Here is a 24,520-nt window from a genome sequence, read left to right as displayed (position 1 = left end):
TACACTACGCGCCCGCCGAACCTGCCAGGCGGCGATACGGACGTCAGAGCGTTGCCAGCCGGCGTCGCGTCGCCAATCCTGGCCGTGGAGACCCGAATGCGATCCTGGCTGAACATCGTCACCGTCCTGCTGCTCGGCATCGCCCTGTCCGCGTGCGGCGGCGCCCCCAAGCGCGCCTACACCGGTGACCTGCCCGCGCCCGACACCACTACCGCCTCGGGCGCCTACGAAGGCGCCACCGACTACCGCGTCGGCGCCCAGGACCTGTTGGAAATCAGCGTCTTCGGCGTGCAGGAGCTGTCCCACCAGGCCCGGGTGAACTCCAACGGCATGATCAACGTGCCCCTGATCGGCAGCGTCATGGCCGGCGGCAAGACCGTGCCGGAACTGGAGACGGAACTGGCCGAAAAGTACTCCGACGGCTATCTGCAGAACCCCCAGGTCACCATTTTCGTCAAGGAATACACCAGCCAGCGGGTCACCATGGAAGGCGCCTTCAGCAAGCCAGGCATCTACCCCCTCACCGGCAGGACCTCGCTGCTGCAGGCGGTCGCCATGGCCGGCGGCACCGATGAATTCGCCGATCTGAGCGGGGTGCTGCTGTTCCGTGAAATCGACGGAAAGCGCATGGCCGCAGCCTATGACCTGACCATGGTCCGCCGCGGCGAGCTCGCCGACCCGCAGATCTACGGCGACGACATCGTCGTGATAGAGCGTTCCGGCAGCAAGTCCACGTTCCGCGAATTCATCAGGTCGGCGCCGCTGCTGGGCCTGTTCCTCGCCCTCTGATCCACCTGATCCCACGCTTCCAGATCAAATAGCCCCCACATGCAAGACGACAACCTGCCGGCAGCCCCGGACGACGACAACAAGGACGACCGTCTGCCAGCCCGCGCCCCGCAGGGGAATGTTCCGATCAGGGCCGGCTCGCAGGCCATCTCGCTCGACCTGTTCGAGGAAAAGCGCGGCGACGACGACGAGATCGACCTGCTCGCCTACTGGCGCATCCTGCTCAAGCGCCGCTGGCTGATACTGGGCGTGCTCGGCGGCGTGGTCGCGCTGTCGCTGCTGGCCACCCTGATGATGCCGCCGGTGTACCGCTCCACCGCCACCCTGCAGATCGACCGCGAATCGATGCAGGCCATGCAGGTGGAAGGCTTCAACAACGCCGAAGGCTCCGCCCCCGATTTCCTCACCACCCAGTACGAGCTGCTCAAGAGCCGCGCGCTGGCCGAGCGGGTGGCCAACGAGCTGCAGATCGACGCCAGCACCGCCGAGCGTCTGCGTTCCAACACCTGGTGGCAGCGCGCCACCGCCGCCCTGCGCGCTGATGACGATGACGACGCCACGGCCGGAGATGGCACCCACGCCAGTGACGAACTGGCCACCCTGCAGTCGGCCACCGGTATCGTGCGCAGCGGTCTGGCGGTGGAGCCCGTGCGCAATTCGCGCCTGGTGCGCATCCACTACGACAGCACCCTGCCGGCGTTCTCGGCGCGGGTGGTCAACGCCGTGGCGGAAGGCTTCATCTCCTCGGCCATCGAACGCAAGTTCGACTCATCCTCCTATGCCATCCGCTACCTGGAAGAACAGCTCGCCCTGATGAAGGGCCGGCTGGAAGAGTCAGAGCGCAGCCTGGTCGAATTCGCCACCCGCGAAAACATCGTGTCGGCCAGCGACTCAGGCCAGAGCCTGGAAGGCCAGAACCTGGCGGCACTCAACACATCCCTGGCCGCGGCCCAGAACGACCGCATCCGCGCCCAGGCTGCCTGGAGCCAGGTCAGCGGCGGCGGTGCCCTGCCGGCCGGTGCCATTGCCAATTCCATCCTCAACACCCTGCAGCAGCAGCGCGCCCAGCTCAACGCCCAGTACCAGCAGCAGCTGCAGACCTACAAGCCCGAATACCCCGCCATGGTCGCGCTGAAGGGCCAGATCGACGAGGTCGAGCGCCAGATCGAACAGGAGCGCGCAAGCGTGCGTGCCTCCATCCGCGCCGAGTACGACGCCGCCCAGTCGCGCGAGACCATGCTCATGGCGCAGCTGTCCACCCTGCGCACCAGCGCGCTGGATGTCGACACCCGCTCCATCGACTACAACATCCTGCGCCGCGAGGTGGACACCAACCGCCAGCTCTACGACGGCCTGCTGCAGCGCTACAAGGAAATCGGCGTCGCCGGCGGCGTCGGCAGCAACAACATCTCCATCGTTGATCGCGGCATCGTGCCGTCCGGCCGCTTCAAGCCCAACCTGCCGCTGAACCTGGCCATCGGCCTGATGCTCGGCCTGATGCTCGGCGTGCTGATTGCCTTCGTACTCGAGTTCCTCGACGACACCATCAAGTCGCCGGAAGACCTTGAACAGCATCTGCGCCTGCCCGTGCTCGGCGTCATCCCGCATCTGCGCAAGCAGAGCGTGGAGGATGCGATGGCCGATCCGCGCTCCGCCTTCGCCGAAAGCTACCGCTCGGTGCGCACCGCGCTGCAGTTCTCCACCGATGGCGGCGTGCCGCGCACCCTGTTCATCACCAGTCCCAGCGCCTCGGAGGGCAAATCCACCACCGCGATTACCCTGGCCCGCAACTTCGCCCAGCTCGGCAAGCGCGTGCTGCTGGTGGAAGCCGACCTGCGCAACCCGTCGCTGCACAAGGTGCTGGGCATGCGCGCCGAAGCCGGGCTGTCCAGCCTGCTGGCCGGTGCCGCGCCCATCAACAAAGTGGTCAACACCACCGATGACGAGCGCCTGGACGTAGTGCTGGCCGGCCCGCTGCCGCCCAACCCGGCCGAACTGCTTTCGGGCAGCCGCATGCTGTCGATGCTCTCGGTGGCCGCGCAGAAGTACGATCAGGTGATCATTGACGGCCCGCCGGTGCTGGGCATTGCCGACGCGCCGATCCTGTCGAACCTGGTGGGCGGCACGCTGCTGGTGGTACAGGCCGGCGACACCCGCATCAAGACCGCCCAGGCCGCCATCAAGCGCCTGGCCGCCGCCCGCGCCCGCATGCTCGGCGGCCTGCTCACCCACTACGACGCCAAGGTCGCCGGCTACGGCTACGATTACGACTCCTACTACGCCTACGGCACCACCCCCCAGCTCGAATCCAAGTAGGAGCGCGTCATACGCGCGAAACCGCGTGACCATGATCATTGCCGCGTGGCGTCGGACGGCGCGGCCGCTGACGGGCGGCGAATACGTATCAACCACAGGGAGAGGGGGAGACCGACATGGCTGGCGGTGAAGCACTCGACATGGCACTTGGCCTGCTGCGCGCGCCCACGCGCCGCATGCAGCTGGCTGCCAGGCCGCTGCCTTCCGGCATGACCACCCTGCTGGAAGTGGCCGGCGGCTCCCACGCCGCCGCCAATGCCGCGGCCGCCGCCACCGGCGCCACGCCGGAGGAGCTGCTCGAAGCTTCCCGCTTCTTCGTCCAGCAGGTGCTGTTTACCGAAGGTGCCGACGCCTACCGCGTGCTCGGCGCCATGCCGGATGCCCCGCAATCCACCCTGGTGACCCATCACCGCCTGCTGCAGCGCTGGCTGCATCCCGACCGCAGCAATGGCGAAGCATGGGACAGCGCCTACAGCACCCGGGTCAACCAGGCCTGGTCCCGCGTCCGCACCGCCCGCGCCCGCCAGGCCTACGACGACGCGCTGGTTGTCGTTGGATCACATGACGCCCCGAGCCCCGCCCCGTACGATTCTTCGGCCGTCGGGGGCGTAGCCCCGACCTACGCGACCGACGCGAGCGATCTCACATCCACGTCGATCGCCGGATTGCGTGATTCCCCGGCCAACGCGCGGGACGGCAAGCGGTTCCGCACCCTCATCGGCCCGACCGCCGTCGCTGCCGTCGCTGTGGCCTGCATTGCCCTGCTCTGGCTGGTGCAGCAGCGCGACCAGCGCACGCAGGCCGAGCTGCTGCACCCTGTTCCAAGGGCCACCGCGGCGAATATGACCACGGCGCCGCCGCCACCCGCTGCGCCCGCCATCCCACAGCAGCACTCGGCGTTTGAAGCCCTGTCTGCAGTTGTTCTCCCGGCCGCTCCCGAGCCTGCTCCAGCTGAGCCTGCTCCAGCCGAGCCTGCCACCGCCGAACCTGCTGCCCCCGACCATGGCTTCGCCATCGACAGCGCGGCCCTCCCCGACAACCCCGATTACGCGGACGCTTCCACATTGGAGGCGTTTGGTGTCATACCGGAGCCCGCAAGTAATGCCCCGGTGCTCGAAATCCTTTCAGTCTCCGAACTTTCCCCGGCTACAGCCGGCATGGCCGTGATCTCCAGCCCCAGTCCCGGCTCCAACCCCAGCACCGCTGCTGTTCCGCAGCCCGCCACCGTGCACGCAGCCGTCGAGCAACCCCTCCCCGAAGCCCCCGATCCCTTGCAACTCCTCCGCCAGGCGGAAGATACGGTTGCCCAAGCCGCGCTTTACCTGGCCTCCGACGGCAGCCACATACCGCCCATCTGGAACGACTTCTCCACCGAGGCCGTGGCCGCCGAAGCGCGCGCCGGGCTGGCCATGCGCTTTGATGGCAACACGCCCGGCCGCATCAACCTGGACAGCCCGAAGTGGCGCATGGGTGACGAACACGCCGTGCTCCAGGCCGGTTACCGCACCGGAGACGCTCACTCTCCCGAGCGCGGCGAACTGCGTATCGAAATGACCCGGCGCGAGCAGCGCTGGCTGGTCACCCGCGTGCATATGGAGCCATCAGATTGAGCCCAGCGCGCTGGATACTGTTCGCGCTGCTGCTCGCGATCCTGGCCTGGACAGGGTGGGGCATCGTGGATGCGCATCGCCAGCCGGACCCCGATGCCCGTCTGGCTGAAGCCCGCCAGCTGCTGCAGCAGGACAGTCCGGAACAAGCCGTCGCCATCGCCCGCGAGGTCCTCGCCAATGACCCCAGCCACGGCCGCGCCTTCGCGGTCATTGCCGCCGCCGCAGGGGCCGGCGAATCCCCGTTGGACGCGGACCCACAGACGCGCGCCCTCTACGAGGTCGCCGCCCGCCGCGCTCCGCGTGATATCCACGTGCGCGGTTGGCTGGCCGCCCATCACCTGCAGGCTGGCGACTTCAATGCAGCCATGCCGCACCTGGATGCACTGCTCACCGTCTCAGCGCAGAGCCGCGAACAGGCCCTGCCGCTGATTGCCCAGCTGGCGGCGGACCGCCGCTTCGCCGAGGTGCTTGCCGCCCACCTGGCAGAGCGTCCGCGCTGGCGGACCACCCTGCTGCGCGCCGCTACGCGCCTTGAAGACCCGGCCGCCTCCGACAACCTGCACGCCACCCTTGCTGCCCAAAACGCACTGCCGCGTGCCGACGCCGGCCGCTGGCTCGATGCCATGCTGCGCGAAGGCCGCTGGGGTGCTGCCTATGCGCACTGGATCAGCGGCCTGCAGGACTCTCCCTCCAGCCTGCCGCTGCTCTACAACGGTGACTTCGCCCATCCCATCAGCTCATACGGTTTCGACTGGCGGCTGCGCCGGACCAATGGCGTGGTGACCGGCCGGGTGGATGCCCCCGGCGGCGGGCACGCCCTGCGCCTGAGCTTCCTGGGCCGCAACGTGGGTCGTACCGGCCTGGAGCAGCCCTTGCTGCTGGCTCCCGGTCGATACGTGCTGGAACTGCGTGCCAACACCCGCCAGTTGCGCTCACAGCGCGGGCTTGAGTGGCAGCTCACCTGTTCCGACAACCGCACCCGCATTGCCGCCGGTGCCACCATCCGCAGCCAGGCGGCCTGGACCCCGCTGCAGCTTGAGTTCGAAGTGCCCGCGGAGAACTGCGAAGGCCAATGGCTGCGCTTGGTCAATCCCGCTCCGCGCGGCGCCGCCCAGGCCCTGCGCGGCGAGTTGCAACTGTCAGACATGGCCATCAGCCGGATTCCGGAGTAGGGCATTCGCGCCTCGGTGGCACGGAACGTGCTTGGACAATCCGTGACCCAGTACCCATAATGCCGCCTCACTCTTGGAAGGATCCAGCATGCGCCAGCTTTTCACCGCCCTTGCCATTGCCTGCGCTGCCGTTAGCGGCGTGCTTGCGCCCACCGCTTTTGCCCAGGAGGCCCCTGTGGCACCGGCCGAGCCGGTTGTACTGCAGGTGGAATCTGGCAGCGTCATGGTCAGCCAGCAGGGCGCGGAGTTCGTCACCGTTGAGTCCGATGTCAGCCTGCTGCCGGAAGACCGCGTGCTGGTGACGGAAGGTGCCGTTGCCCGCCTCGATTACGGCCAGGGCTGCTCCGTGGGTCTGGTGACCGGTACCGCCGTGGTGGCCGCTTCATGTCCTGCCGCGGGCGTTGGCGCCAGCGCGGGTACGGGCGTGGCTGCCACCGGCACCAACACCGCCCTGATTGTTGGCGGCGTGGCCGGTGTCGCAGCCGTGGCCGCCATCGCCAGCGGCAGCAGCTCCAGCGATCCGCTGCCGATCAGCCGCTGATCCAGCTTTTTTCCGGCGCCCAGAGCGGCGCCCGAGAGTTCACAAAGCTGTCACATCACGTTGATTGGTCAGGGAATCCTGGCGGGTTCGCGGTTGCGCCGCGTCCCCGGTTCCCCTAGTCTGTGACTCGCCGCATTGCAGCTCCAACCGTTCGCCACCCCCACGCTTCCAAAGAAGAACATCATGATCCGGACCAGCCTGATTGCCGCCGCGCTATTCGCCCTCGCCGCCCATGCGCCCGCCCACGCTGAAGAAGTCGCGCCGACCCTCCAGGTCAACAGCGGCACCGTCATGACCAGCCAGGGCGGTGAATTCGTCACTGCTGCCTCAGGCGCAAGCGTCGCCCCCGGCACCCGCATCATGCTGGCCGAAAACAGCAGCGCCTCCGTGGTGTATGCCAGTGGCTGCACCGCCGCCATCAGCGCCGCCGGTGTGCACGCCGTGCCCGCGATGTGCCAGGCAGGCAGCGCTCAGGCTGCCGTTGGCGCCACTGCCGCCACCGGCACCCAGTGGGCTTCCGCCGGCTGGCTGTTCCTTGGCACCGCCGCTGTGGCCGTAGCGCTGTCGGAGATCAGTGGCGATGGCGATCCGCTGCCAAGCCCGGTCACGCCGCCGCCGGTCAGCCGCTGATCCATAACACTCGGTCGTCGCCCGCGGCGGCCTGCATTGAAAGGCGGGCCAAACGGCCCGCCTTTTTCATGCCTGCGCTTCAAACCTGTGCTCCACTCCGTCAATGCGTACGCCCCGCCAAGCCCCTGAGATCAACAGCCGCATCAACTTCGCGGCCGTAGTCGCGTTGCTGCTGATCGCGCTCGCGTCGGGTGGCAGTTCGCAGGAATCAGGCGTCGGCGTAGTGGTGCTGCAGCTGGCGTCACTCGCGGGCATCGCCTGGCTCGCCTGGCAGCACCTGCGGGGCCAGATCGCCCCATGGCCGTGGCCGTGGACCGCGTTGGCCCTGGCGCTGCTGGCCATCCCGTTGCTACAACTGCTTCCGCTTCCCGCCGCGCTCACTTCCATGGGTGAGGGCAGGGCACTGCTGCAGGCCGACCTCGCCGCCGCCGGTGCCTCTGCCGCCAGCCGGGCCAGCCTGGACCCCGCCGCCACGCGCCTCGCCCTCTACGCCCTGCTGCCGGCACTGGCCGTGTTCGGCCTCGTGCTGGCGCTGCCCGGCCACATGCACCGTCGCCTGGCCTGGTGCATTGCCGGCCTGGCCATGGCCAGTCTGCTGCTCGGCATTCTGCAGCTCGGCGCCCCGCAGGAGAGCCCGCTCAACCCCTATCCGCAGTGGCGCCCGGCCATGAACGGCTTCTTCGCCAACCCCAACCACCAGGCCACCCTGCTGGTGGTGGCAGCTGTGCTTGCCGCGGGCTGGCTGTTCCACAGTTCTCCATCCGCGCAGCCCACCACCCGGGGTGGCGGGCGACGCGTAGTGGGCATGGTGGCCGCAGTTGCGGTGGTCGTGCTGGCCATCGGTGCGCTGCCGCTGACGGGCTCGCGGGCGGGAGTGATCATTTTCATCCTGGCCCTGGCCGCCGTGGTGGCCAGCCAGGGCTGGCGCCTGCGCGGCAAGCGCCAGCGGCAGCTGCTCGTGGCTAGCAGTGCCTCAGTCGCCGGCCTCGGCGTACTAGCCGCGATGCGCTGGATGCAGGTGGATGCCGCGCAGGAACTGCGCCAGCCGCTGCGTCAGGCCACGCTGGAGATGGCAGGCGCCCACGCGCCGCTCGGCAGCGGTGTCGGCACCTTCGTGGCGGTGTTCGAGCAGGCCACCTCCGGCGAGCTGCTGATGGCCAACTACGTCAACCACGCCCACAGCGAATACGCGCAGTGGCTGCTGGAGGCCGGCATATTGGCCATTCCCGCCATGGTGCTGGCAGCCATCGCCGTCCTGCTCGCCGCACGGGCCCTCCTGCGGCTGCCACCCCACGCCCGCATGCCCGGCCTGTGTGCGCTGGTCGCCCTGCTGGCCATCGCCGCGCACTCTACCGTCGATTACCCGCTGCGCACCCCGGCCATGCTCGCCATTGCCGCAGCGCTGGCAGGCCTGGTGGCCGCCACAGCGCGCCAAGCCAGGGCGGGCTGTGGCAGTGCGACGCCCGTCACACAAACCCGTCATAATTCACCGTTACCAGCCGCCGCGGCCCATGCCGTGCCTGCGGCTCAAAGGGGAGTCAATTGAACATGGAAACCAAGCCCTCCCCGGGCACCACACGCATTGCCGTGGTGGGCCTGGGCTACGTTGGCCTGCCGCTCGCGGTGGAGTTCGGAAAGCAGTACGACACCGTCGGCTTTGACATCAATGCCACGCGCATCAACGAGCTGCGCCAGGGCCGCGACGGCACCCTTGAGGTGGAGCCGGAGCTGCTGGCCGAAGCCACGCGCATGACGTTCACCAGCGAGCCGGAAGACATTGCCGACTGCAACGTCTACATCGTCACCGTGCCCACGCCGATCGACAGCGCCCGCCGCCCAGACCTGACCCCGCTGCGCAAGGCCAGCGAGTCACTCGGCAAGGTGCTCAGGCCCGGCGACGTGGTGGTGTACGAAAGCACCGTCTACCCCGGCTGCACCGAAGAAGTGTGCGTGCCGATCCTGGAGCAGGTGAGCGGCCTGAAGTTCAACCAGGACTTCTTCTGCGGCTACAGCCCCGAGCGCATCAACCCCGGCGACAAGGAGCACCGCGTCACCAACATCCTCAAGGTGACCAGCGGCAGCACGCCCGAGGCTGCCGACTTCGTGGATGCCCTGTACGCCAGCATCATCACCGCCGGCACCCACAAGACCAGCAGCATCAAGGTGGCCGAGGCCGCCAAGGTGATCGAGAACACCCAGCGCGACCTCAACATCGCCCTGGTCAATGACCTGGCCATGCTGTTCAACAAGCTGGGCATCGACACCCTGGAAGTGCTGGAGGCCGCCGGCACCAAGTGGAATTTCCTGCCGTTCCGCCCGGGCCTGGTGGGCGGGCACTGCATCAGCGTGGATCCGTACTACCTGACCCACAAGGCGCAGGAAGTGGGCCACCACCCCGACGTGATCCTGGCCGGCCGCCGCACCAACGACGGCATGGGCGAATACGTCGCCAACCAGGTGATCCGGCTGATGGTGCGCAACGGCATCAATCCCGTGCGCGCGCGGGTGTTGATCATGGGCCTGGCGTTCAAGGAGAACTGCCCGGACCTGCGCAATACGCGGGTGGTGGACATCATTGACGCACTAAAGGGCTACAACGCGCGGGTGGATGTGTGGGATCCATGGGTGAATGCCGATGAGGCCAAGCACGAATACGGCTTGAACCTGACCACGCCGGGCCAGGGCGAGTACGACGCCGTGGTGGTGGCGGTGGGGCATGAGGAGTTCAAGAAGCTGGGCGCAGCGGGGATTCGTGCGCATGGCAAGCCGGGGGCGGTGCTTTATGACGTGAAGTACGTTCTGCCGCGGGAAGCGGTAGATGGAAGGCTCTGAACTCAATGCGCGTTCTGGTTACCGGCGGCGCCGGCTACATCGGCTCCCACACCTGCGTGGCCCTGCTGGAAGCAGGGCACGACATCACCGTGATCGACAATCTCTGCAACAGCTCGGAGATTGCGCTTGAGCGGGTGCAGGAAATCACTGGCAAGCAGCTGACCTTCATGCGCGGTGACATTCGCAACCCGGCGGATCTGGACCATGCGCTAAGCGGAGGCGCAGACGCGGTTATCCACTTCGCCGCGCTCAAGGCCGTGGGCGAAAGCTGCGAAAAGCCGCTGATGTACTTCGATAACAACATCGGCGGCACCATCGCCCTGCTGCAGGCCATGGAGCGTGCGGGCGTGCGGCGCCTGGTCTTCAGCTCGTCGGCCACCGTGTATGGCGAGCCGGACACGGTGCCCGTCACCGAAGACGCTCCCCTGCGCGTGGCCAACCCGTACGGCCGCACCAAGCTGGTGATGGAAGAGCTGATCCGCGACTGCTGCCAAGCCGATCCGGCGATGAGCGCGGTGCTGCTGCGCTACTTCAATCCCGTTGGCGCGCACCCGTCCGGCCGCATTGGAGAGGATCCGTCAGGCATCCCGAACAACCTGATGCCCTACGTGGCCCAGGTGGCCGTGGGTCGACGCGAACGTCTGCAGGTGTTCGGCGGCGACTACGCCACGCCCGATGGCACCGGAGTGCGCGACTACATCCACGTTATGGATCTGGCCGAGGCGCATGTGCGCGCGCTGCAGTTTGGCCGCGACCAGACCGGAGCGCAGGCCATCAATGTCGGAGCCGGTCGCGGCTACAGCGTCCTGGAGCTGGTGCGGGCGTTTGAGCAGGTCAGCGGCACGCGCGTGCCTTACGACATCGTCGGACGTCGGGAGGGGGACGTAGCGGCGCTGTGGGCAGCGCCGGGGCTGGCAGGGAAATTGCTTGGATGGCAGGCGGACAACGATTTGCTGGCGATGTGTGAGAGCACATGGCGTTGGCAGTCAGAAAATCCGGACGGGTATCTAGGAATAGGTCAACCATGAATCCCCAGCTCGATCAGAAATCGACCCGACCTGTCACGGTTGTGACCTCCTGCTCAAACGCAGGGGGTCTAATTGCCCGTGCTCTGGAATCTGTGGCACGGCAGACCCTGACTCCCGCCGAAGTCCTGATGGTTGACTATGGTTCCACTACGCCCGTGCAAACAGCGGTGAAAGAATTCTCCGGGGGCTTTCCAGATCTGCCGCGTACAAGGACGCGCCACCATGGGCAATCGCAGAACGCATGCAGCACCTGCCCGCCCGTCTCGTGCTGCTCTTTGTAAGAAAGTAGATTCGTCGTGAAGCCCCCAGCCGGTGAATCCGGGCCAATGCAAGCCCTTACCAGCCTCATCCGCCGTCTGAGCAAGCGGAAGTTTGTCAGGAACGTGGCGGGACTCAGCTTCGCGACCGCGCTGGGCCAGGCAGTCACGCTGGCCGCGGCCCCGGTAATCACCAGGTTGTACGGCCCGGAAGCTTTTGGCCAGCTTGGGACCTTTGCCGCGCTATTGGCGGTGGCGGCACCACTGGCAACGTTGAGCTACCACCTAGCCATCGTGTTGCCGGAACAGGATGCCCGCGCCCGCCAGCTTTCCCGGCTTGCCATCAGAATTTCAGCAGTTTTCTGCTCCTGCCTGCTTGCGCTGATCGCCATCCACAAGCTTCTGTCGCATCAGCTTGAGGGGCACGCCATGTTGTGGCTGCTTCCGGTGGCAGTGCTCTCCACATCACTGCTTTACGTCCACTCGCAGTGGACTGCGCGTGTCGGCGCTTTTGCAGTGCTCGCCAAGCTGTCTATGGTGCAAGTCGTGTGGACCAACGGCCTGAAGATCATCCTTGGCTTGATCTCCCCTACGGCAATCGCGCTGGTAGCGGTAACTGCGTTTGCCCCAGCGGTTTATGCGGGAATGCTTGGCAGACTGGTGCCGTCCCGCGGCATTGTCCGGGAGCGGGTGGGAGCGCCGGAAGGCGGGTTGACGTCGTACAGGGAGGCAGGAAGAGAATATCGGGACTTTGCGATCTACCGTACCCCGCAGGTGGTCCTGAAGGCTTTCGCCCTGGGATTGCCCGTCATGCTGCTGGGGGCGCTGTTCGACATGAAACAAGCCGGCTTCTATGCCTTGGCTCGGATGGCGCTTGGCGCTCCGACCACCTTGATCGGCCAATCTATGTCCACGGTGATCTATCCGCGGATTGCCCAAGCCAGGAATCGTGATGAGAATGTGGCTCGTCTGGTCATCCAGGGCAGCTTGGCGCTGAGCGGGCTGGCCGCTGTGCCGTTTCTCACCATCATCGTATTCGGACCGCAGTTGTTCGGCTTGATTTTTGGTGCTGAATGGGTTGATGCAGGAGAGTTTTCCAGATGGATGGGAATGTGGATGCTGATCATGCTGATCGCAGGCCCCAGTGTGGCGGCGATTCCTGCGCTGGGTATCCAGAGGTTCTACCTGTTATATGAGATTGCGAGTACGGCCATCCTCTTAATCGTTTTTGCTTCCGCGTGGAAATTGAGTGGGGAACCCATATGGACAGTGGCATCTTACTGCGTGGCCAATGGCGTGCTTTATTTGTTCCTGATCCAGCACGTGATCAGGGTGTCTAGCCGTTCCGCGTCAGTAAGAACCGAAGGCGTTTGACGTGAAAGTTGCTCACATCATCTCCATGCCCGCCCACGGCGGCGCGGAGCACTATGTGAAGAACCTGACTATCTCGATGAAGCGGGACGGCCATGAAGTTTCGATATGGTTTTTGAGTGATGCGCCGGACCGAGATGGAAAGCGCGAATACCAGAAGCAGCTTCTCGCATTTCTTCAAGGGCAGGGAATCGACTGCCAGGTGCTTGACGGCAGGGGCTGGCGTCAGCTTCCGGGTGCAATTCTTCGCGTCAGGCGCCTGGTCAAGAGCAAACGAATCGCTCTGATCCACGCCCATCTGTTCCAAGGGATACTGGTCAGCGCGCTGGGTTCGCGGCCTGTTGTCTACACCCGGCACGGAATGAGATTACGCCTGCACCCGGCGATCTATCGATGGATGTTTGACCGGGTTGTGCACGCTTACGTGGCAATCTCGGCGGCACAGAACGCCTTGCTTCGTGCGGTGGTGCGCAGGCCGGTGGCATTGATCCCCAACGGTGTCGATCTGTCCGCCTTCACCCTGGACAGGTCACGAGGGTCGATCGGGATTGAAGTGGTTCGCTTGGTATCCGTGGGCAGGCTGGTTGGCGAGAAAAACTTTGCTGGCTTGTTGCGAAGTTTGGCATCCATGCAGAGCCGGCATTGGGCGCTCTCGCTTGCGGGAGACGGGCCTGAAAGGTCGGAGCTTGAAGCGCTGGCCGGCGAGCTCGGGCTGGACTCGCGAGTCAACTTTCTCGGCCCTGTAACTGATGTGCCCGGACTGCTCGCACAGTCCGACGTGTTCGTGATGAGCTCCATCTCCGAAGGTATGCCGATCGCCCTGCTAGAGGCAACGGCGGCAGGGCTGCCGGTGGTAGTGACCGACGTCGGCGGCTGCGCCGAGGTGGTGGAGCGAGTGGGTCATGGCATCGTCGTCCCACCAGATTCGGAGTCGGCGTATGCTTCGGCGCTCAGGCAGATGATCGACGATCCGGAACTGAGGATGGGCTTTGCAGAAAGCGCGGTTTTGGGTTCGGTCCATTATTCGATCGAGCGCTGTGCTGACCAGCACCTGGCGCTTTACCGCGAACTGATCGAAGCGGATGGGGCCAGCGTGGGCCCGCAAGGGGTGGCATGAGCACGGTTTTCGCCGGTCTTTGCATTGTGGGAGCCTTGGCGCTTGCCCTGCTGGTCGGTGCGCGGTACCGCTTTCTGATGGGCTGGATGGTTACGGGCTGGGCGCTGAGGGTGGTTCTGTTGGCCCTGGGCTTTAGCGGTATATTAACGTTGCCGTATGTTGGCTCGGATGGCGCAATGTTTACAGAGAATGCGCTGACCTATTCGGCTTATCAGTTCTCACACCTACTTGGGATGCTGGATTATCGGAGCGCTCACAGCTACTCCGTGCTTGGTGCGCTGTTGTACAAGGCATTCGGGTTCAGCGAACTCATCCTGCCATCGCTCAATCTGCTCCTCGGTGTCGCCAACACTGCCTTCGGTGCGGTCATCGCGTACCGGCTGTTCGGACGGAAGGCCGCGAGCACGGCTGCAATGCTGATCTGCCTCTACCCGTTCACCGCGATCAATTCGGTGGCCGCGGTTCGGGAAGAGCTGTCGATCTTCTTCTTTCTCGCGGGGCTATTCATGCTGGTGGGATGGATCAAGGCGGGCAGGCGCTTCAACCTGCTTCTGTCGCTGCCGTTCCTGGTCTTGGCGGCGTTCGTTCATCCAGGGTGGGTGGCTGCGATTCTTGGGCTGGTGATCTATTTTGTCTGGTCGCTGTTTCGCGACGCGATCCAGATGAAAGGGGGCGCTGGGCGGGCCGGGTTGTCGGTGGCCATGGGCGTCGTGATGGTGGGTGCCTGTGCGGTGGTCCTGTGGAACGGCGTGGAGCTGGGCAAGGGAGTAGAGATTTCCGCTGATCTGGACGGTATCGCGGATACCGTCGCCGCCAGATTCCAGCGTGATCCCACTGGTGGCAGCGCCTTTCCTGCGTTCGTTGCCGTGGGTGACCCATTCACGCAGCCCTGGTTGATTCCGCTGCGCGTGGTGTATTTCCTGTACTCGCCCTTTCCATGGGATGTCCGGTCTGCCGTACATTTGCTAGGGCTCTTTGCAGGGGTGCTCTACGCGTTCCTGACGTTTCGCGCCTACAAGAGCTATCGTGGATTGAAGCAGCACCGCAGGGTCTTGGTGCTGCACTCCATGCTCGTAATGCTTACCCTCATGTTCGCGCTGGGCGTGACGAATAGTGGTACCGCAATTCGTCACAAGGCCAAGTTCTACATTCTGTTGGTTGTAGCTGCTGCGCCGACTTTCCGCAGGGCGTATGTTCTCGGAGGGAGCGGGCGTGCCGACCAGGAATACCTCGAAATTCAGCAGATAATCGGGTCAGCCAGGCGCGCGCAGCGGGTGAGACCGATCCAGGGCCGGGACCGCATTGGGAGGCAGGGATGAAGAGCGCGATTCTGAAGTACGCACCGGTACAGTTACAGGACCTGGCCATCGGGGTCTTCAATTCCCGCCAGTATCGCCGGCGCCATGGCGGACAGTATCAATACTGGAGGAATTACTTCGCATCTTGGGAAGGGTCCTCCAGAGAAGAATTGAAGGCCGAACAGAAGCGTCGCCTGGACGCATTCCTTGCATACGTGACCACCAACTCAAAGTGGTACGAGCAATGGCACGGGCGAGCGCTGGCTGAGTTCCCTCTCCTGGAGAAGAGCGACATCCTTGAATCTTTGGGCAGGATCGCAACCATCTCAGAAAATGAAGGCGGCGTTTCGTTCACTGGGGGAACCACTGGCGCATCAATGCGCGTGCTCTTTAACTACGCGGACACCCAGGAGCGGCACGCGTGCTTGGATCATTTTCGCGCTCAGCAGGGATACCAGCTAGGGAGAAAGGTCGCGTGGTTCAGTGGCAAGGAGATCGTCCGGCCTTCGGATCTTGTCACCGGGCGCGTTTATCGCGACGACAAATTCAACAACATCAGGTTCTTTTCGACATTCCACGTCAATCGCCGCACGTTCGATGCTTACTGGGCAGCGCTTGAGAAGTTTGAACCCGAATTTCTAGTAGGTTTTCCATCCAGCGTGTGTGACATCCTGGCTGTTGCGAAAGAAAATGGCCTGACAGCAGGTTGGGGTCCGAAAGCGTTCTTTCCCACCGCAGAGACGGTCTTGCCAAAGCATCGCGCCCTCGTTGCCGAAGTTCTGGGCTGTGCCGTTCGTGACCAGTACGCCTCATCAGAGGGCGCACCCTTCATTTTCGAGTGTGAGGCGGGTCGCCTCCACCTCCAGTTGTTGTCGGGTGTGTTTGAGGTGCTCGATGCAAGCGGACAGCCGGCCCAAGAAGGCGAGCTGGTTGTGACTTCTTTCTCCACCCGGGGCACGCCGCTTGTCAGATATCGGGTCGGCGACCGAATCAGGATGGATGACCCAGATGCGGTTTGTGGATGCGGGTCCGCACAGCCTCTGGTGGTGCGACTGGAGGGGCGCTCGACCGACTTTATTCAATCACCGGACAATGGACGGGTGAATCTAGGGAACCTGAGCAACTGCACAAAGGGGGTTGATGGCATCGTGCGATTCCAAGTTATCCAGGACCGGATAGATGCAGTTGAAGTGTTGGTGGAGTGCGGGCAGTCGTTCGATGAAGTGCAGGAAGATCGGTTCATGAGCGCCATGCGAGTCCGGCTCGGTGACGGGATGGACATCCGGTTGCAGCGCGTTGACGAGATTCCCAAAGAGCGAAGTGGCAAGTTCCGGATCGTCAAGAACAACCTGCCGCAATGAAGGACAGAAGCCGACAAGATTCCAATGGCTGCGACTTACTTATTGTTGCCGCAAACGCCCGATCGCTGATAGCGAATCGAGGTGACCTGATCGCGGAGGCGGTTGCGTCGGGAAAGATTGTCGAGGCGGCTGTTCCAGAAGCGGACTTCCTGGAAGAGGTCGAAGGCCTCGGTATTCCCATTCACAAAGTCAGGCTGAGTCGGACGGGGCTGAATCCTGTTGCTGACATCTCATTCGTCCGACAAGTTCGCGCGCTCAGCCGGCGGCGGCGCCCGGCCGTCGTCCTCGCGTATGGCGTCAAGCCGGTGGTGTTTGGCTTGCTTGGTGCGCGCCTGGCGGGCGTCCGGCGCAGCTACGCGATGGTGACTGGACTGGGGCATGCATACACCACGGAGAGCCTGCGCACGCGTGTTGTCCGATTGATCCTGGCGGTGCTGTACCGCGTTTCTCTGCGCATTGCCCGGCGCACGTTCTTCCAGAATCCGGATGACCTGCGCAGCTTCGTCGAGCGCGGGCTGGTGCCCGCAGATCGCGCTGTGCTGATCAATGGATCAGGGATCAACCTGGACCGGTTCCCGCTGCGCCCGCTTGCAGACGTAGCCAGTGCCCGGTTCCTGTTCGTGGGCCGGCTGTTGTATGAGAAGGGGCTGCGGGAGTTCGTGGCCGCATGTCATCTCGTGGCGGAGCGCCACCCGGGCTGTGAGTTCGTGGTGGTGGGCGGGCATGACGCTTCGCTTCCGCACGCGGTCTCTGCTGAAGAGGTCGAGACTTGGAAGACAGAAGGCGTGGTCAGCTTTGTGGGCGCGGTCAAGGACGTCCGTAGCTGGCTGGAATGGTGCACGGTGCTGGTCTTGCCCTCGTACAGGGAAGGCACTCCGCGCTCGGTGCTGGAGGCAATGGCAACCGGGCGCGCGGTGATCACGACTGATGCGCCGGGCTGCAGGGAGACCGTGGAGGACGGTGTGAACGGATATCTTGTTGAACCGCGGACGGTTGAGCCGCTTGCCGATGCGATGATGCGTCTTGCGGCAGATCCCGCTGTTGTTGCCCGGTTTGCCCAGGCGGGCCGGCGCATCGCCGAGGACAAGTACGACGTGCACAAGGTCAACGCGGTGCTTTTGAAAACCATGGAGCTCACATGAAGCCGGGCCGCATCGACACGATTTTGTTCCTGCAGAAAGCGGAAGTGCTTCCTGCGCAGCGTGATCTGGTGGTTGAGGCTATCGGCCGAGCACTGCCTGATGCGCGAGTGATCGCCTGCGCGCATGTTGAAGAGGTACCGCTGGGCGGCCGGTTTGATGCGGTCATAGCGCCCACGCTCCCGTGGCTGCCGGAAGCCTTGGCGCGCCTGCAGCACTACGGCTGGATCCACTTCCTCTCGGCTGGGGTTGAGAAAATATGGGACATGCCCTTCTCCAAGGACGGCGTGGTGTTGACCAAGAGCAGTGGTGTACATGGCTCGCCAATGAGCGAGTTCGCGCTTGGGGCCATGCTGTACTTCGCAAAGTCGTTCGACCAGTTCGTTGAGCAATCACGAGCGCGGCTCTGGAAGCGGGCGTGGCTTGATGAGCTGGAAGGACAGACGGTCACCATCTTGGGGATGGGACACATTGGGGGTGCGATCGCCCAGCGCGCCAAAGCCTTTGGCATGAACGTGATCGGGGTGCAGCGCACACCACGCGATACGCCCCATGTCGACACCATGGTGGGGCTTGAGCAACTCTCCGAAATGCTGCCCGAGACGCAGTACCTTGTTGTCTGCTTGCCGCTGACGCCTGAGACCACCGGTCTTGTGGACCAGGCACTGCTGGGGCACCTGCCGACAGGTGCAGTGTTGGTGGACATTTCGCGGGGCGGCGTTGTTCAGGAGTCCGCCGTGGTTGATGCGCTGGAGCGCGGGCACCTGCGAGGTGTCGCGCTTGACGTGTTCGAACAGGAGCCGTTGGCGGCCGACTCGCCCCTTTGGGACAACCCGAGGGTATTGCTGACGCCGCACGTGTCGGGAACGAATCCGCGTTACATGGAAAAGGCGATTGAGGTGTTCATCGCAAACGCCAAGCAGCTGCTCGCCGGTCAGCCGGCGGTGACTCCTGTGGATACAGACCGTGGGTATTGACACCATGACTGCATCCTCGCCTGGGTCATTGAGGGTCCAGACGCTAACGGACGAGGCCCATCGACGCGCGTTGTTCGCGCGCGGCTATCTTCTGACGACCCGAGATCTGGAAGTAGGCGCCGAGTTTCCGTTCTTCGGAAACTGGACCCGCGTCCGGGTGGGCGGCTGGAATGTTTACACGCACTGTTTGACGAAGCGGTACTGCCACTCGGTCGATGGTGTCCACATTCTGCTTATCGGCCATGCGTACAACCCGTTTACGGGTGAGGCAGATGAAGACGCCCTCTTGGTGACTGCTGCCGAAGAGTTGGCGAAGTCCGAGCAGGCGTTCCACTCAACTGTGTCCGAATGGACTGGGCGCTTTATCGTGGTCGTGATCCGGGGTGAAGAGTTGTTGGCGGCACAAGATTGCGCCGGGATGCGAACGCTGTTCTTCGGGCAGGTTCAGGGCGTGCCGTACCTGTCTTCGCACGCGCAACTGCTGTCCGATCTGTGTGGTCTGGAGATGACTCCATGGATCCGGGAGCTGGTGGAGTCCAGGGAATACAAGGTCGGAATTCGGTTTTTGCCTGGGGATCTTTCTCCATTCGGGGAGATCAAGCGCCTTGGCCCGAACACGGCTCTGACATACGGGAATGCGGGGTTCGACGTTCAGCGATTTTATCCATCTGGCCCCATGGCGGGCGCGGGAACGGAAGAAGATCAGGCCAGAAGAATTATTCGCATAGCCGAGATCCTGAAGGCGAGTCTCGAGATCACGTCCAGAAAATGGGAGTCACCCGCAATCTCGCTGACCGGAGGAACTGACAGCCAAACGACGCTTGCGGCAAGCGTGGGGTCCCGAACCCGGTTGAAGTTTTTCACTTTCGCATCCAACGACGAGGAAGCTCATGATCTCAGGGCCGCGCAGGACCTTGCTGCCCATCTGGAGCTCGAGCACAGCGCCTACGCGGTTCCGGAAGATGAGGAGGCCATCCCCGGTTACCAGGAGCTGGCCGCAGTCGTGCAGCACAACGCAGCATATGTGCGCGCAAATGCGGCTAACGATCTCCGGAAGATGGCGTTCTTCGCCTCGAATCCTGCGTGTGAGGTGGACGTAAAGTCCTGGGTGTCGGAGATCGCGAGGTCGAACTTCTCAAAGCGTTTGGGCATGGAGCGACTTCCGTCTCCATTGTCTCCGCGCCAGATGACCATCCTCTACAAGCGGATTTTCTTTGACCGCAAGCTGCTGCGCCGAGTTGACGGGGCTTTTTCGGATTGGATGCAGCGGGTGGGGTTCGGCGGGATCAAAGGAGTCGACGATGCCGATATGGTTTATTGGGAGCATCGCTTTCCTGCTTGGGGCGGAACTGTTTTGAACGAGTTCGACATGTGCTGGGAAACCACTGTTCCGTTCAACAACCGTCGCCTGATCGAGATGATGCTTGGGTTCCCCAGACACAGAAGGGTCGATGATTACGCGCACCGGGAGGTCGTGAAACGTCTTGATCCAGAGCTGGCGAATCGTAATGTTCATGTCGTCAACTACAGCAAACAGAAGCTTCGCGTTGTGGTTGAGCGACTGTTCTTCGAAATCAATTCGAGACTGCCGTGATCAATGAAGTAGTGAAAGCTGGGGAGGCGGGAGGCGGCAAGACGTACCGGGTTATAAAGCGCTTGTTCGACGTTGTTGTCTCTGCATGCGTGTTGCTGGTGCTGTTGCCGTTCTTCCTGATCGTGGCGATCGCCATCAAGCTGGACTCGAAGGGGCCGGTGTTCTTCATGCAGGAACGCCTTGGGCTGCATGCCAAGCCGTTTCTGGTCTACAAGTTTCGTTCCATGTTTCTTGGGGCGGAGAAGCTGGGCGTCTACGAGGTGAAGGGTGACCCGCGCGTCACCCGCGTGGGGCGGATCCTTCGCCCGCTCAGCATCAATGAACTGCCACAGTTCCTGAACATACTGAAGGGCGAGATGTCGCTGATCGGGCCCAGACCGGTGCTCCCGTTCCATCCCTGGCCTCTGGAGGAATACACCGAGGCACAGAAGAAGCGGTTCCAGGTGCGACCTGGCCTGACGGGCTGGGCGGCCGTGAACGGGCGCAAGAACGTGCAGTGGGACCGACGCTTGGAGCTCGACGCGGAGTACGTGGACAGGGCTTCGATCGCGTTTGATATCCGCATCCTGCTGAAGACCGTTGCAGTCGTGCTTTCGGCAAGCGACAGCTACAACACCACCGAGACCGCCCGGAGGACCGATGACCAGCAGCGTTGACACTTCAAGCCATCCCGGCATGACCTTGCTGTCCATCACCCGGGAGCCGGCGGTCGCGGCGATGCTTGAGCGGTGCGGCGTGGACTGGGTGTTCGTGGATCTGGAGATCATTGGCAAGCAGGAGCGCCAGGCGGGACGCAACACCGTGGTGTCGGGCCACTCGCTGGATGATGTGCGGGCCGTGCGCCAGGTACTTTCCCGGTCCAAGCTGCTTGTTCGCGTGAACCCGTGGGGAGACTGGTCGGCTGACGAGATCGCCGGTGTCGTGGACGCGGGCGCCGACATCATCATGCTGCCGTTCTTCAAGACCAAGGCCGAAGTACAGGCCTTCGTGGATGCCGTAGGCGGGCGCGCCAAGACCTGCCTCCTTCTGGAAACCGCCGAGGCCGCCCGCGATGTAGAAGAAATCCTCTCAGTGCCGGGGATCGACTACGTCCACATCGGACTCAACGACCTGCATCTGGCGTACGGCATGAAGTTCATGTTTGAGCCGCTGGCAGATGGCACGGTGGACCGGCTGTGTGCGGCCTTTGCCCGGGCGGGGGTGACTTATGGCTTTGGGGGCATGGCGCGGATCGGGTCGTTGAAGCCGTCGGCGGAGGACATCATTGCCGAGCACTACCGGCTGGGGTCGAGCATGGTGATTCTTTCGCGGAGCTTTTGTGACTTTGGGGCGGTGGAGGATCCGACGACGTTGGAAGAATCGCTGCGCAAGAACGTGGCCCAGGTGCGTGATTGGGAGGCAGAGCTTCGGACCAAAGACGGAGAGTTCTTTGCCCACAACCGCGAAAGTGTTGTGGCGGATATTGGCTCCGTCGCGCGTTCGATTAATCGCTGATCCGCAGCAGGCTCAAGACTCTTACCGGGGAAAAATCCATGTTGGGATCCTATGCACGCCAACTCCGCCGGGTATGCACCCACGGCGGGACTTTCAGCCCTTTGCGAGCGCTGTCTGTAGCGTGGTGCACTTTGCGTTACGGAGCCAGCCCGAACAATTACGAGGCGTTCGGTTTTGAGAGCCTTTCAAGCCATGCCCGGAGCGAGTACTTCACGTATCGGCACAACCAGCGGCTCATGAGGCGCGCAAACGAACGTGAGGCGACGGAGCGTCTTAGGGACAAGGCGCTGTTTGCTTCCTGGTTCAGCGAGTTCACCCGTCGCCGGTCGTTGTCTCTTGCAGATGCGTCGATTGAGGATGTCGGGGAACTGGCGGCCAGTTCCGCAGCAGGAGTGCTCCTGAAGCCCCGGTTTGAGGGGCAGGGCCGCGGTGTGACGATGCTTTGTCCAGAGGATTTCGAGCCGGGAGGGCGCTTGGCCCTTATCTATGAGCGAGGCCAGCAGGGTGCCTGGATTGCCGATGAGCGGCTCGTGCAGCACGCCCAGATGACAGAGTGGTTCGGGACCGGCATGGCCCCTGTCCGCATTGTGACGGGACTTTCCAACGGTACGGCCGAGGTCATGTGGGCGGCGATCACCATGGGGCGCGGTGGTGACGCTATCAACTATCACCTTGGCGGGATCATGTCGCCTGTGGATGCCGCTACAGGAAGACTCATCGCGCCGGCGGTGGACAAGAGTGGTCACGAGTTCCACCAACATCCTGTGAGCGGCATCGACCTTGCAACAACCGTGATTCCGCAATGGGCGGAGCTGGTGGAGTTTGTAAAGAAGGCTGCGGCAAGCAACCCGCAGGTTCGCTACTGCGGCTGGGATGTGGGTCTGACTGAGGACGGGCCGTTTCTAATCGAGGGTAATCACGACCCGGGCACGTACTCGATGGTGCAGGCGCGTGCTTACCGGTCGAATTCGGGGCGGGGGGGGCTGCTTCCCGTTGCTCGACAGGTGTTCGGGGAGATGTTGTAAACAGCCCGCGACGCAGGCGGCATGAGGCCGCTCGATCCAGCTTGACGCGGCGGCGTGCCAGAGGCACATTGGACAGGCTCTGGCGATAGGGATCTCCCTATCTTCTACTCTGTCACTAGGTGACTTATTGCTTGGCTATGGCTTGCTCATAGTCCCTGCTTGGTTATGTGACCATGCGCTTTGCGCTAGGCGAGCCAGAGTCATGAGTAGAGGAGTCTGCGATGAGAAAATTCATCCGTAAGACCCGCCTAGTCTACGCGTGCATGAACATGGTTGGCGGCACTTGCCGTCTCCTGGCTGCACTCGTGGACATGGCATTTAACTACTGGCGGCAACGTGACACAGAAATGGATTCACCGATACGAAGTCAAGCCTGGGCGTTGGGTGTTTGTGCCAACCGACGGTGCCAGGAAATTAGGACGTCAGATCAAGAAAGCTGTTCAGGCCCACTGGGCAGCTCCGGATTTTTATTATCACTTGCTTGCAGGAGGGCATGTTGCTGCCATCCAGCGCCACAAAGCTCGGAAGTTCTTTATTCGGGCAGATCTTGATGACTTCTTTGGTCGAGTGAGCCGTTCGCGGGTCACCCGGTGTTTGAAGCTATTTTTTCCGTACCGGGATGCTCGCGACTTTGCTAGCCAAAGCGTGGTGATAAAACCATGTTCTGGGGAGAGCATCTTGCCCTACGGATTTGTCCAGTCTCCGATTTTGGCATCGATTGCGCTTGATCGGAGCAAGCTTGGCTCGTACTTACGGCGCTTGAGTCGCCAAGCAAGCTTTGACGTAACGGTATATATGGATGACATTCTCATCTCGAGCGATGATGAGCAAAAGATTATGAACGCTTTCCTTGATTTGGAGAAGTTTTCAGACGCGGCGGGATTTCCGTTGAATTCAGTAAAGTCGGAAGGGCCAAAGCAAAGTGTCACGGCGTTTAATATTGATATCTCGCAAAACTCCGTCTTTGTGGCTCCAAGGCGAATGGCGGAATTTCGCTCACAGATCGCAGTTGCAACTAGCACGGACAGTTTGGACGGAATAGTAAATTACGTGCATTCAGTGAATCCTGCGCAAGTGGCCTCCCTTTAAGGTCGGCCACAAGTTAGTTAGCTGTCGGAGTTCCCGCCTGCGTTTATCCAACCGGTGCTTGGTTCATGACGCGCCGAATCCCTCGGCAGCTGGGTTGGCGAGCGCCACACCGGCACCTTCGGCCGCCTGGCCACGCTCAGCTTCAACGGCAACAAGGTGATCACCACCGGCGGCGGCATGATCATCACCGATGACGAAGAGCTGGCGCGCCGGGCCAAGCACCTGACCACCACCGCCAAGGTGCCGCACCCGTACGAGTTCGTGCACGACGAGGTGGGCTACAACTACCGCATGCCCAACCTCAACGCCGCGCTCGGCTGCGCGCAGATGGAGCTGCTGCCGAAGATGATGGAGATCAAGGCCGAGGTCGCGGCGCGCTACCGCGACTTCTTCGCCGGCACCGGCGTGCGCTTCGTTGAGCCATTGCCGGGCACCACGGCCAACTGGTGGTTGAACGCCATCGTGCTGGAGTCCGAGGCCGACCGCGACGCGCTGCTGGAGTACACCAACACCCGCGACGTAATGACCCGCCCCATCTGGCGCCTGATGTCGCGACTGCCCATGTTCCAACACTGCCAGCACGACGGACTGGAGAATTCGCGGTGGCTGGAGGCGCGGGTTGTGAATTTGCCTTCGAGTGTGCTGGAGAGTGAGTTTGGGCGGTTGAAGGCCTGACCGCCGGCCCGTTGTAGGAGCGCGCCATGCGCGCGAAGCCGCGTGACACCTGGCCATGCGGTGTGGCGTCGGCCGCCGCGCTGGGGCCGATGCCCTGAGGCAATGATCGGATTCACGCGGCTTCGCGCGCATGGCGCGCTCCTACAGCGGGGGCTTGCCGAAACAAAGTTTCGTACATTATGTATAGTCGACGAAATTAAGGAAC

21 protein-coding genes and 1 pseudogene are annotated in these 24,520 nt (G+C 63.2%); all 22 read left to right on the top strand.

All coding sequences use genetic code 11. From position 1 onward, the window contains the following. Nucleotides 1–96 precede the first annotated feature (96 nt). Nucleotides 97–789: a polysaccharide biosynthesis/export family protein gene (locus tag ACW7G2_RS12435; protein ID WP_456976247.1), complete on the top strand. Its 693-nt coding sequence runs from the start codon at nucleotides 97–99 to the stop codon at nucleotides 787–789. A 39-nt stretch (nucleotides 790–828) separates the two neighbouring features. Beyond that, the gene (locus ACW7G2_RS12430; RefSeq protein ID WP_456976245.1) at nucleotides 829–3,105 is read left to right on the top strand and encodes a GumC family protein; all 2,277 of its coding nucleotides are present in this window, start codon (nucleotides 829–831) and stop codon (nucleotides 3,103–3,105) included. A gap of 116 nt (nucleotides 3,106–3,221) precedes the next feature. Beyond that, nucleotides 3,222–4,715, top strand: a complete 1,494-nt coding sequence (locus ACW7G2_RS12425; RefSeq protein WP_456976242.1) for a J domain-containing protein — start codon at nucleotides 3,222–3,224, stop codon at nucleotides 4,713–4,715. Next, entirely contained in the window at nucleotides 4,712–5,887 is a 1,176-nt protein-coding gene (locus ACW7G2_RS12420) for a tetratricopeptide repeat protein (protein ID WP_456976240.1), read from the top strand. The genes ACW7G2_RS12425 and ACW7G2_RS12420 overlap by 4 nt, the downstream gene beginning before the upstream one ends. Before the next feature lie 88 nt (nucleotides 5,888–5,975). Next, the gene (locus ACW7G2_RS12415; protein ID WP_456976238.1) at nucleotides 5,976–6,428 is read left to right on the top strand and encodes a hypothetical protein; all 453 of its coding nucleotides are present in this window, start codon (nucleotides 5,976–5,978) and stop codon (nucleotides 6,426–6,428) included. Between the two features lie 183 nt (nucleotides 6,429–6,611). Beyond that, on the top strand, nucleotides 6,612–7,058 hold the full coding sequence (locus ACW7G2_RS12410; RefSeq protein ID WP_456976236.1) for a hypothetical protein: 447 nt from the start codon (nucleotides 6,612–6,614) through the stop codon (nucleotides 7,056–7,058). Between the two features lie 103 nt (nucleotides 7,059–7,161). Beyond that, nucleotides 7,162–8,604 (top strand): O-antigen ligase family protein, encoded by a 1,443-nt coding sequence (locus tag ACW7G2_RS12405; RefSeq protein WP_456976234.1) that lies wholly within the window; start codon nucleotides 7,162–7,164, stop codon nucleotides 8,602–8,604. Between the two features lie 2 nt (nucleotides 8,605–8,606). Further along, nucleotides 8,607–9,890 (top strand): Vi polysaccharide biosynthesis UDP-N-acetylglucosamine C-6 dehydrogenase TviB, encoded by a 1,284-nt coding sequence (gene tviB, locus ACW7G2_RS12400; RefSeq protein WP_456976232.1) that lies wholly within the window; start codon nucleotides 8,607–8,609, stop codon nucleotides 9,888–9,890. A 5-nt stretch (nucleotides 9,891–9,895) separates the two neighbouring features. Next, nucleotides 9,896–10,918 carry a UDP-glucose 4-epimerase GalE gene (gene galE, locus ACW7G2_RS12395; RefSeq protein ID WP_456976230.1) on the top strand — a complete coding sequence of 341 codons (1,023 nt, stop codon included), beginning with the start codon at nucleotides 9,896–9,898 and terminating at the stop codon, nucleotides 10,916–10,918. Further along, complete coding sequence (locus ACW7G2_RS12390) at nucleotides 10,864–11,199, top strand: glycosyltransferase family 2 protein (RefSeq protein ID WP_456976228.1); 336 nt, start codon at nucleotides 10,864–10,866, stop codon at nucleotides 11,197–11,199. Before galE ends, ACW7G2_RS12390 begins: the two co-directional genes overlap by 55 nt. Nucleotides 11,200–11,244: 45 nt before the next feature. After that, nucleotides 11,245–12,549 carry a lipopolysaccharide biosynthesis protein gene (locus ACW7G2_RS12385; RefSeq protein ID WP_456976226.1) on the top strand — a complete coding sequence of 435 codons (1,305 nt, stop codon included), beginning with the start codon at nucleotides 11,245–11,247 and terminating at the stop codon, nucleotides 12,547–12,549. A gap of 1 nt (nucleotide 12,550) precedes the next feature. Further along, nucleotides 12,551–13,663 (top strand): glycosyltransferase, encoded by a 1,113-nt coding sequence (locus tag ACW7G2_RS12380; RefSeq protein WP_456976224.1) that lies wholly within the window; start codon nucleotides 12,551–12,553, stop codon nucleotides 13,661–13,663. Beyond that, entirely contained in the window at nucleotides 13,660–14,982 is a 1,323-nt protein-coding gene (locus ACW7G2_RS12375) for a hypothetical protein (RefSeq protein ID WP_456976222.1), read from the top strand. The genes ACW7G2_RS12380 and ACW7G2_RS12375 overlap by 4 nt, the downstream gene beginning before the upstream one ends. Continuing rightward, nucleotides 14,979–16,322, top strand: a complete 1,344-nt coding sequence (locus ACW7G2_RS12370) for a phenylacetate--CoA ligase family protein (RefSeq protein WP_456976220.1) — start codon at nucleotides 14,979–14,981, stop codon at nucleotides 16,320–16,322. Before ACW7G2_RS12375 ends, ACW7G2_RS12370 begins: the two co-directional genes overlap by 4 nt. Continuing rightward, nucleotides 16,319–17,464: a glycosyltransferase family 4 protein gene (locus ACW7G2_RS12365; RefSeq protein WP_456976218.1), complete on the top strand. Its 1,146-nt coding sequence runs from the start codon at nucleotides 16,319–16,321 to the stop codon at nucleotides 17,462–17,464. Before ACW7G2_RS12370 ends, ACW7G2_RS12365 begins: the two co-directional genes overlap by 4 nt. Then, nucleotides 17,461–18,438: a D-2-hydroxyacid dehydrogenase gene (locus tag ACW7G2_RS12360; RefSeq protein ID WP_456976216.1), complete on the top strand. Its 978-nt coding sequence runs from the start codon at nucleotides 17,461–17,463 to the stop codon at nucleotides 18,436–18,438. Before ACW7G2_RS12365 ends, ACW7G2_RS12360 begins: the two co-directional genes overlap by 4 nt. Continuing rightward, on the top strand, nucleotides 18,428–20,032 hold the full coding sequence (locus ACW7G2_RS12355; RefSeq protein WP_456976214.1) for an asparagine synthase-related protein: 1,605 nt from the start codon (nucleotides 18,428–18,430) through the stop codon (nucleotides 20,030–20,032). Before ACW7G2_RS12360 ends, ACW7G2_RS12355 begins: the two co-directional genes overlap by 11 nt. After that, nucleotides 20,029–20,688 carry a sugar transferase gene (locus tag ACW7G2_RS12350; RefSeq protein WP_456976212.1) on the top strand — a complete coding sequence of 220 codons (660 nt, stop codon included), beginning with the start codon at nucleotides 20,029–20,031 and terminating at the stop codon, nucleotides 20,686–20,688. The genes ACW7G2_RS12355 and ACW7G2_RS12350 overlap by 4 nt, the downstream gene beginning before the upstream one ends. A gap of 19 nt (nucleotides 20,689–20,707) precedes the next feature. Next, complete coding sequence (locus ACW7G2_RS12345) at nucleotides 20,708–21,526, top strand: aldolase/citrate lyase family protein (RefSeq protein ID WP_456976210.1); 819 nt, start codon at nucleotides 20,708–20,710, stop codon at nucleotides 21,524–21,526. 38 nt (nucleotides 21,527–21,564) lie between these two features. Then, entirely contained in the window at nucleotides 21,565–22,551 is a 987-nt protein-coding gene (locus tag ACW7G2_RS12340) for a sugar-transfer associated ATP-grasp domain-containing protein (protein ID WP_456976208.1), read from the top strand. Between the two features lie 273 nt (nucleotides 22,552–22,824). Beyond that, the gene (locus tag ACW7G2_RS12335; protein ID WP_456976206.1) at nucleotides 22,825–23,640 is read left to right on the top strand and encodes a reverse transcriptase domain-containing protein; all 816 of its coding nucleotides are present in this window, start codon (nucleotides 22,825–22,827) and stop codon (nucleotides 23,638–23,640) included. A gap of 84 nt (nucleotides 23,641–23,724) precedes the next feature. Beyond that, nucleotides 23,725–24,315: pseudogene (locus tag ACW7G2_RS12330) on the top strand (DegT/DnrJ/EryC1/StrS family aminotransferase); the annotation flags it as partial. Nucleotides 24,316–24,520 lie beyond the last annotated feature (205 nt).

Source organism: Luteimonas sp. A277 (assembly GCF_054052045.1).
The sequence above is the reverse complement of the archived record's forward strand: the minus strand, read 5'-3'. Positions and strand labels throughout refer to the sequence as shown.

Bases quoted from the DNA above. Each gene is read 5' to 3' on its own strand.
- ACW7G2_RS12410 (WP_456976236.1), top strand. From the start codon at position 6,612: ATGATCCGGACCAGCCTGATTGCCGCCGCGCTATTCGCCCTCGCCGCC.
- ACW7G2_RS12375 (WP_456976222.1), top strand. From the start codon at position 13,660: ATGAGCACGGTTTTCGCCGGTCTTTGCATTGTGGGAGCCTTGGCGCTT.
- ACW7G2_RS12360 (WP_456976216.1), top strand. From the start codon at position 17,461: ATGAAGCCGGGCCGCATCGACACGATTTTGTTCCTGCAGAAAGCGGAA.
- ACW7G2_RS12425 (WP_456976242.1), top strand. From the start codon at position 3,222: ATGGCTGGCGGTGAAGCACTCGACATGGCACTTGGCCTGCTGCGCGCG.
- ACW7G2_RS12345 (WP_456976210.1), top strand. From the start codon at position 20,708: ATGACCTTGCTGTCCATCACCCGGGAGCCGGCGGTCGCGGCGATGCTT.
- galE (WP_456976230.1), top strand. From the start codon at position 9,896: ATGCGCGTTCTGGTTACCGGCGGCGCCGGCTACATCGGCTCCCACACC.
- ACW7G2_RS12405 (WP_456976234.1), top strand. From the start codon at position 7,162: ATGCGTACGCCCCGCCAAGCCCCTGAGATCAACAGCCGCATCAACTTC.
- ACW7G2_RS12430 (WP_456976245.1), top strand. From the start codon at position 829: ATGCAAGACGACAACCTGCCGGCAGCCCCGGACGACGACAACAAGGAC.
- ACW7G2_RS12385 (WP_456976226.1), top strand. From the start codon at position 11,245: ATGCAAGCCCTTACCAGCCTCATCCGCCGTCTGAGCAAGCGGAAGTTT.
- ACW7G2_RS12415 (WP_456976238.1), top strand. From the start codon at position 5,976: ATGCGCCAGCTTTTCACCGCCCTTGCCATTGCCTGCGCTGCCGTTAGC.
- ACW7G2_RS12365 (WP_456976218.1), top strand. From the start codon at position 16,319: ATGAAGGACAGAAGCCGACAAGATTCCAATGGCTGCGACTTACTTATT.
- ACW7G2_RS12370 (WP_456976220.1), top strand. From the start codon at position 14,979: ATGAAGAGCGCGATTCTGAAGTACGCACCGGTACAGTTACAGGACCTG.
- ACW7G2_RS12340 (WP_456976208.1), top strand. From the start codon at position 21,565: ATGTTGGGATCCTATGCACGCCAACTCCGCCGGGTATGCACCCACGGC.
- ACW7G2_RS12435 (WP_456976247.1), top strand. From the start codon at position 97: ATGCGATCCTGGCTGAACATCGTCACCGTCCTGCTGCTCGGCATCGCC.
- ACW7G2_RS12390 (WP_456976228.1), top strand. From the start codon at position 10,864: ATGGCGTTGGCAGTCAGAAAATCCGGACGGGTATCTAGGAATAGGTCA.
- tviB (WP_456976232.1), top strand. From the start codon at position 8,607: ATGGAAACCAAGCCCTCCCCGGGCACCACACGCATTGCCGTGGTGGGC.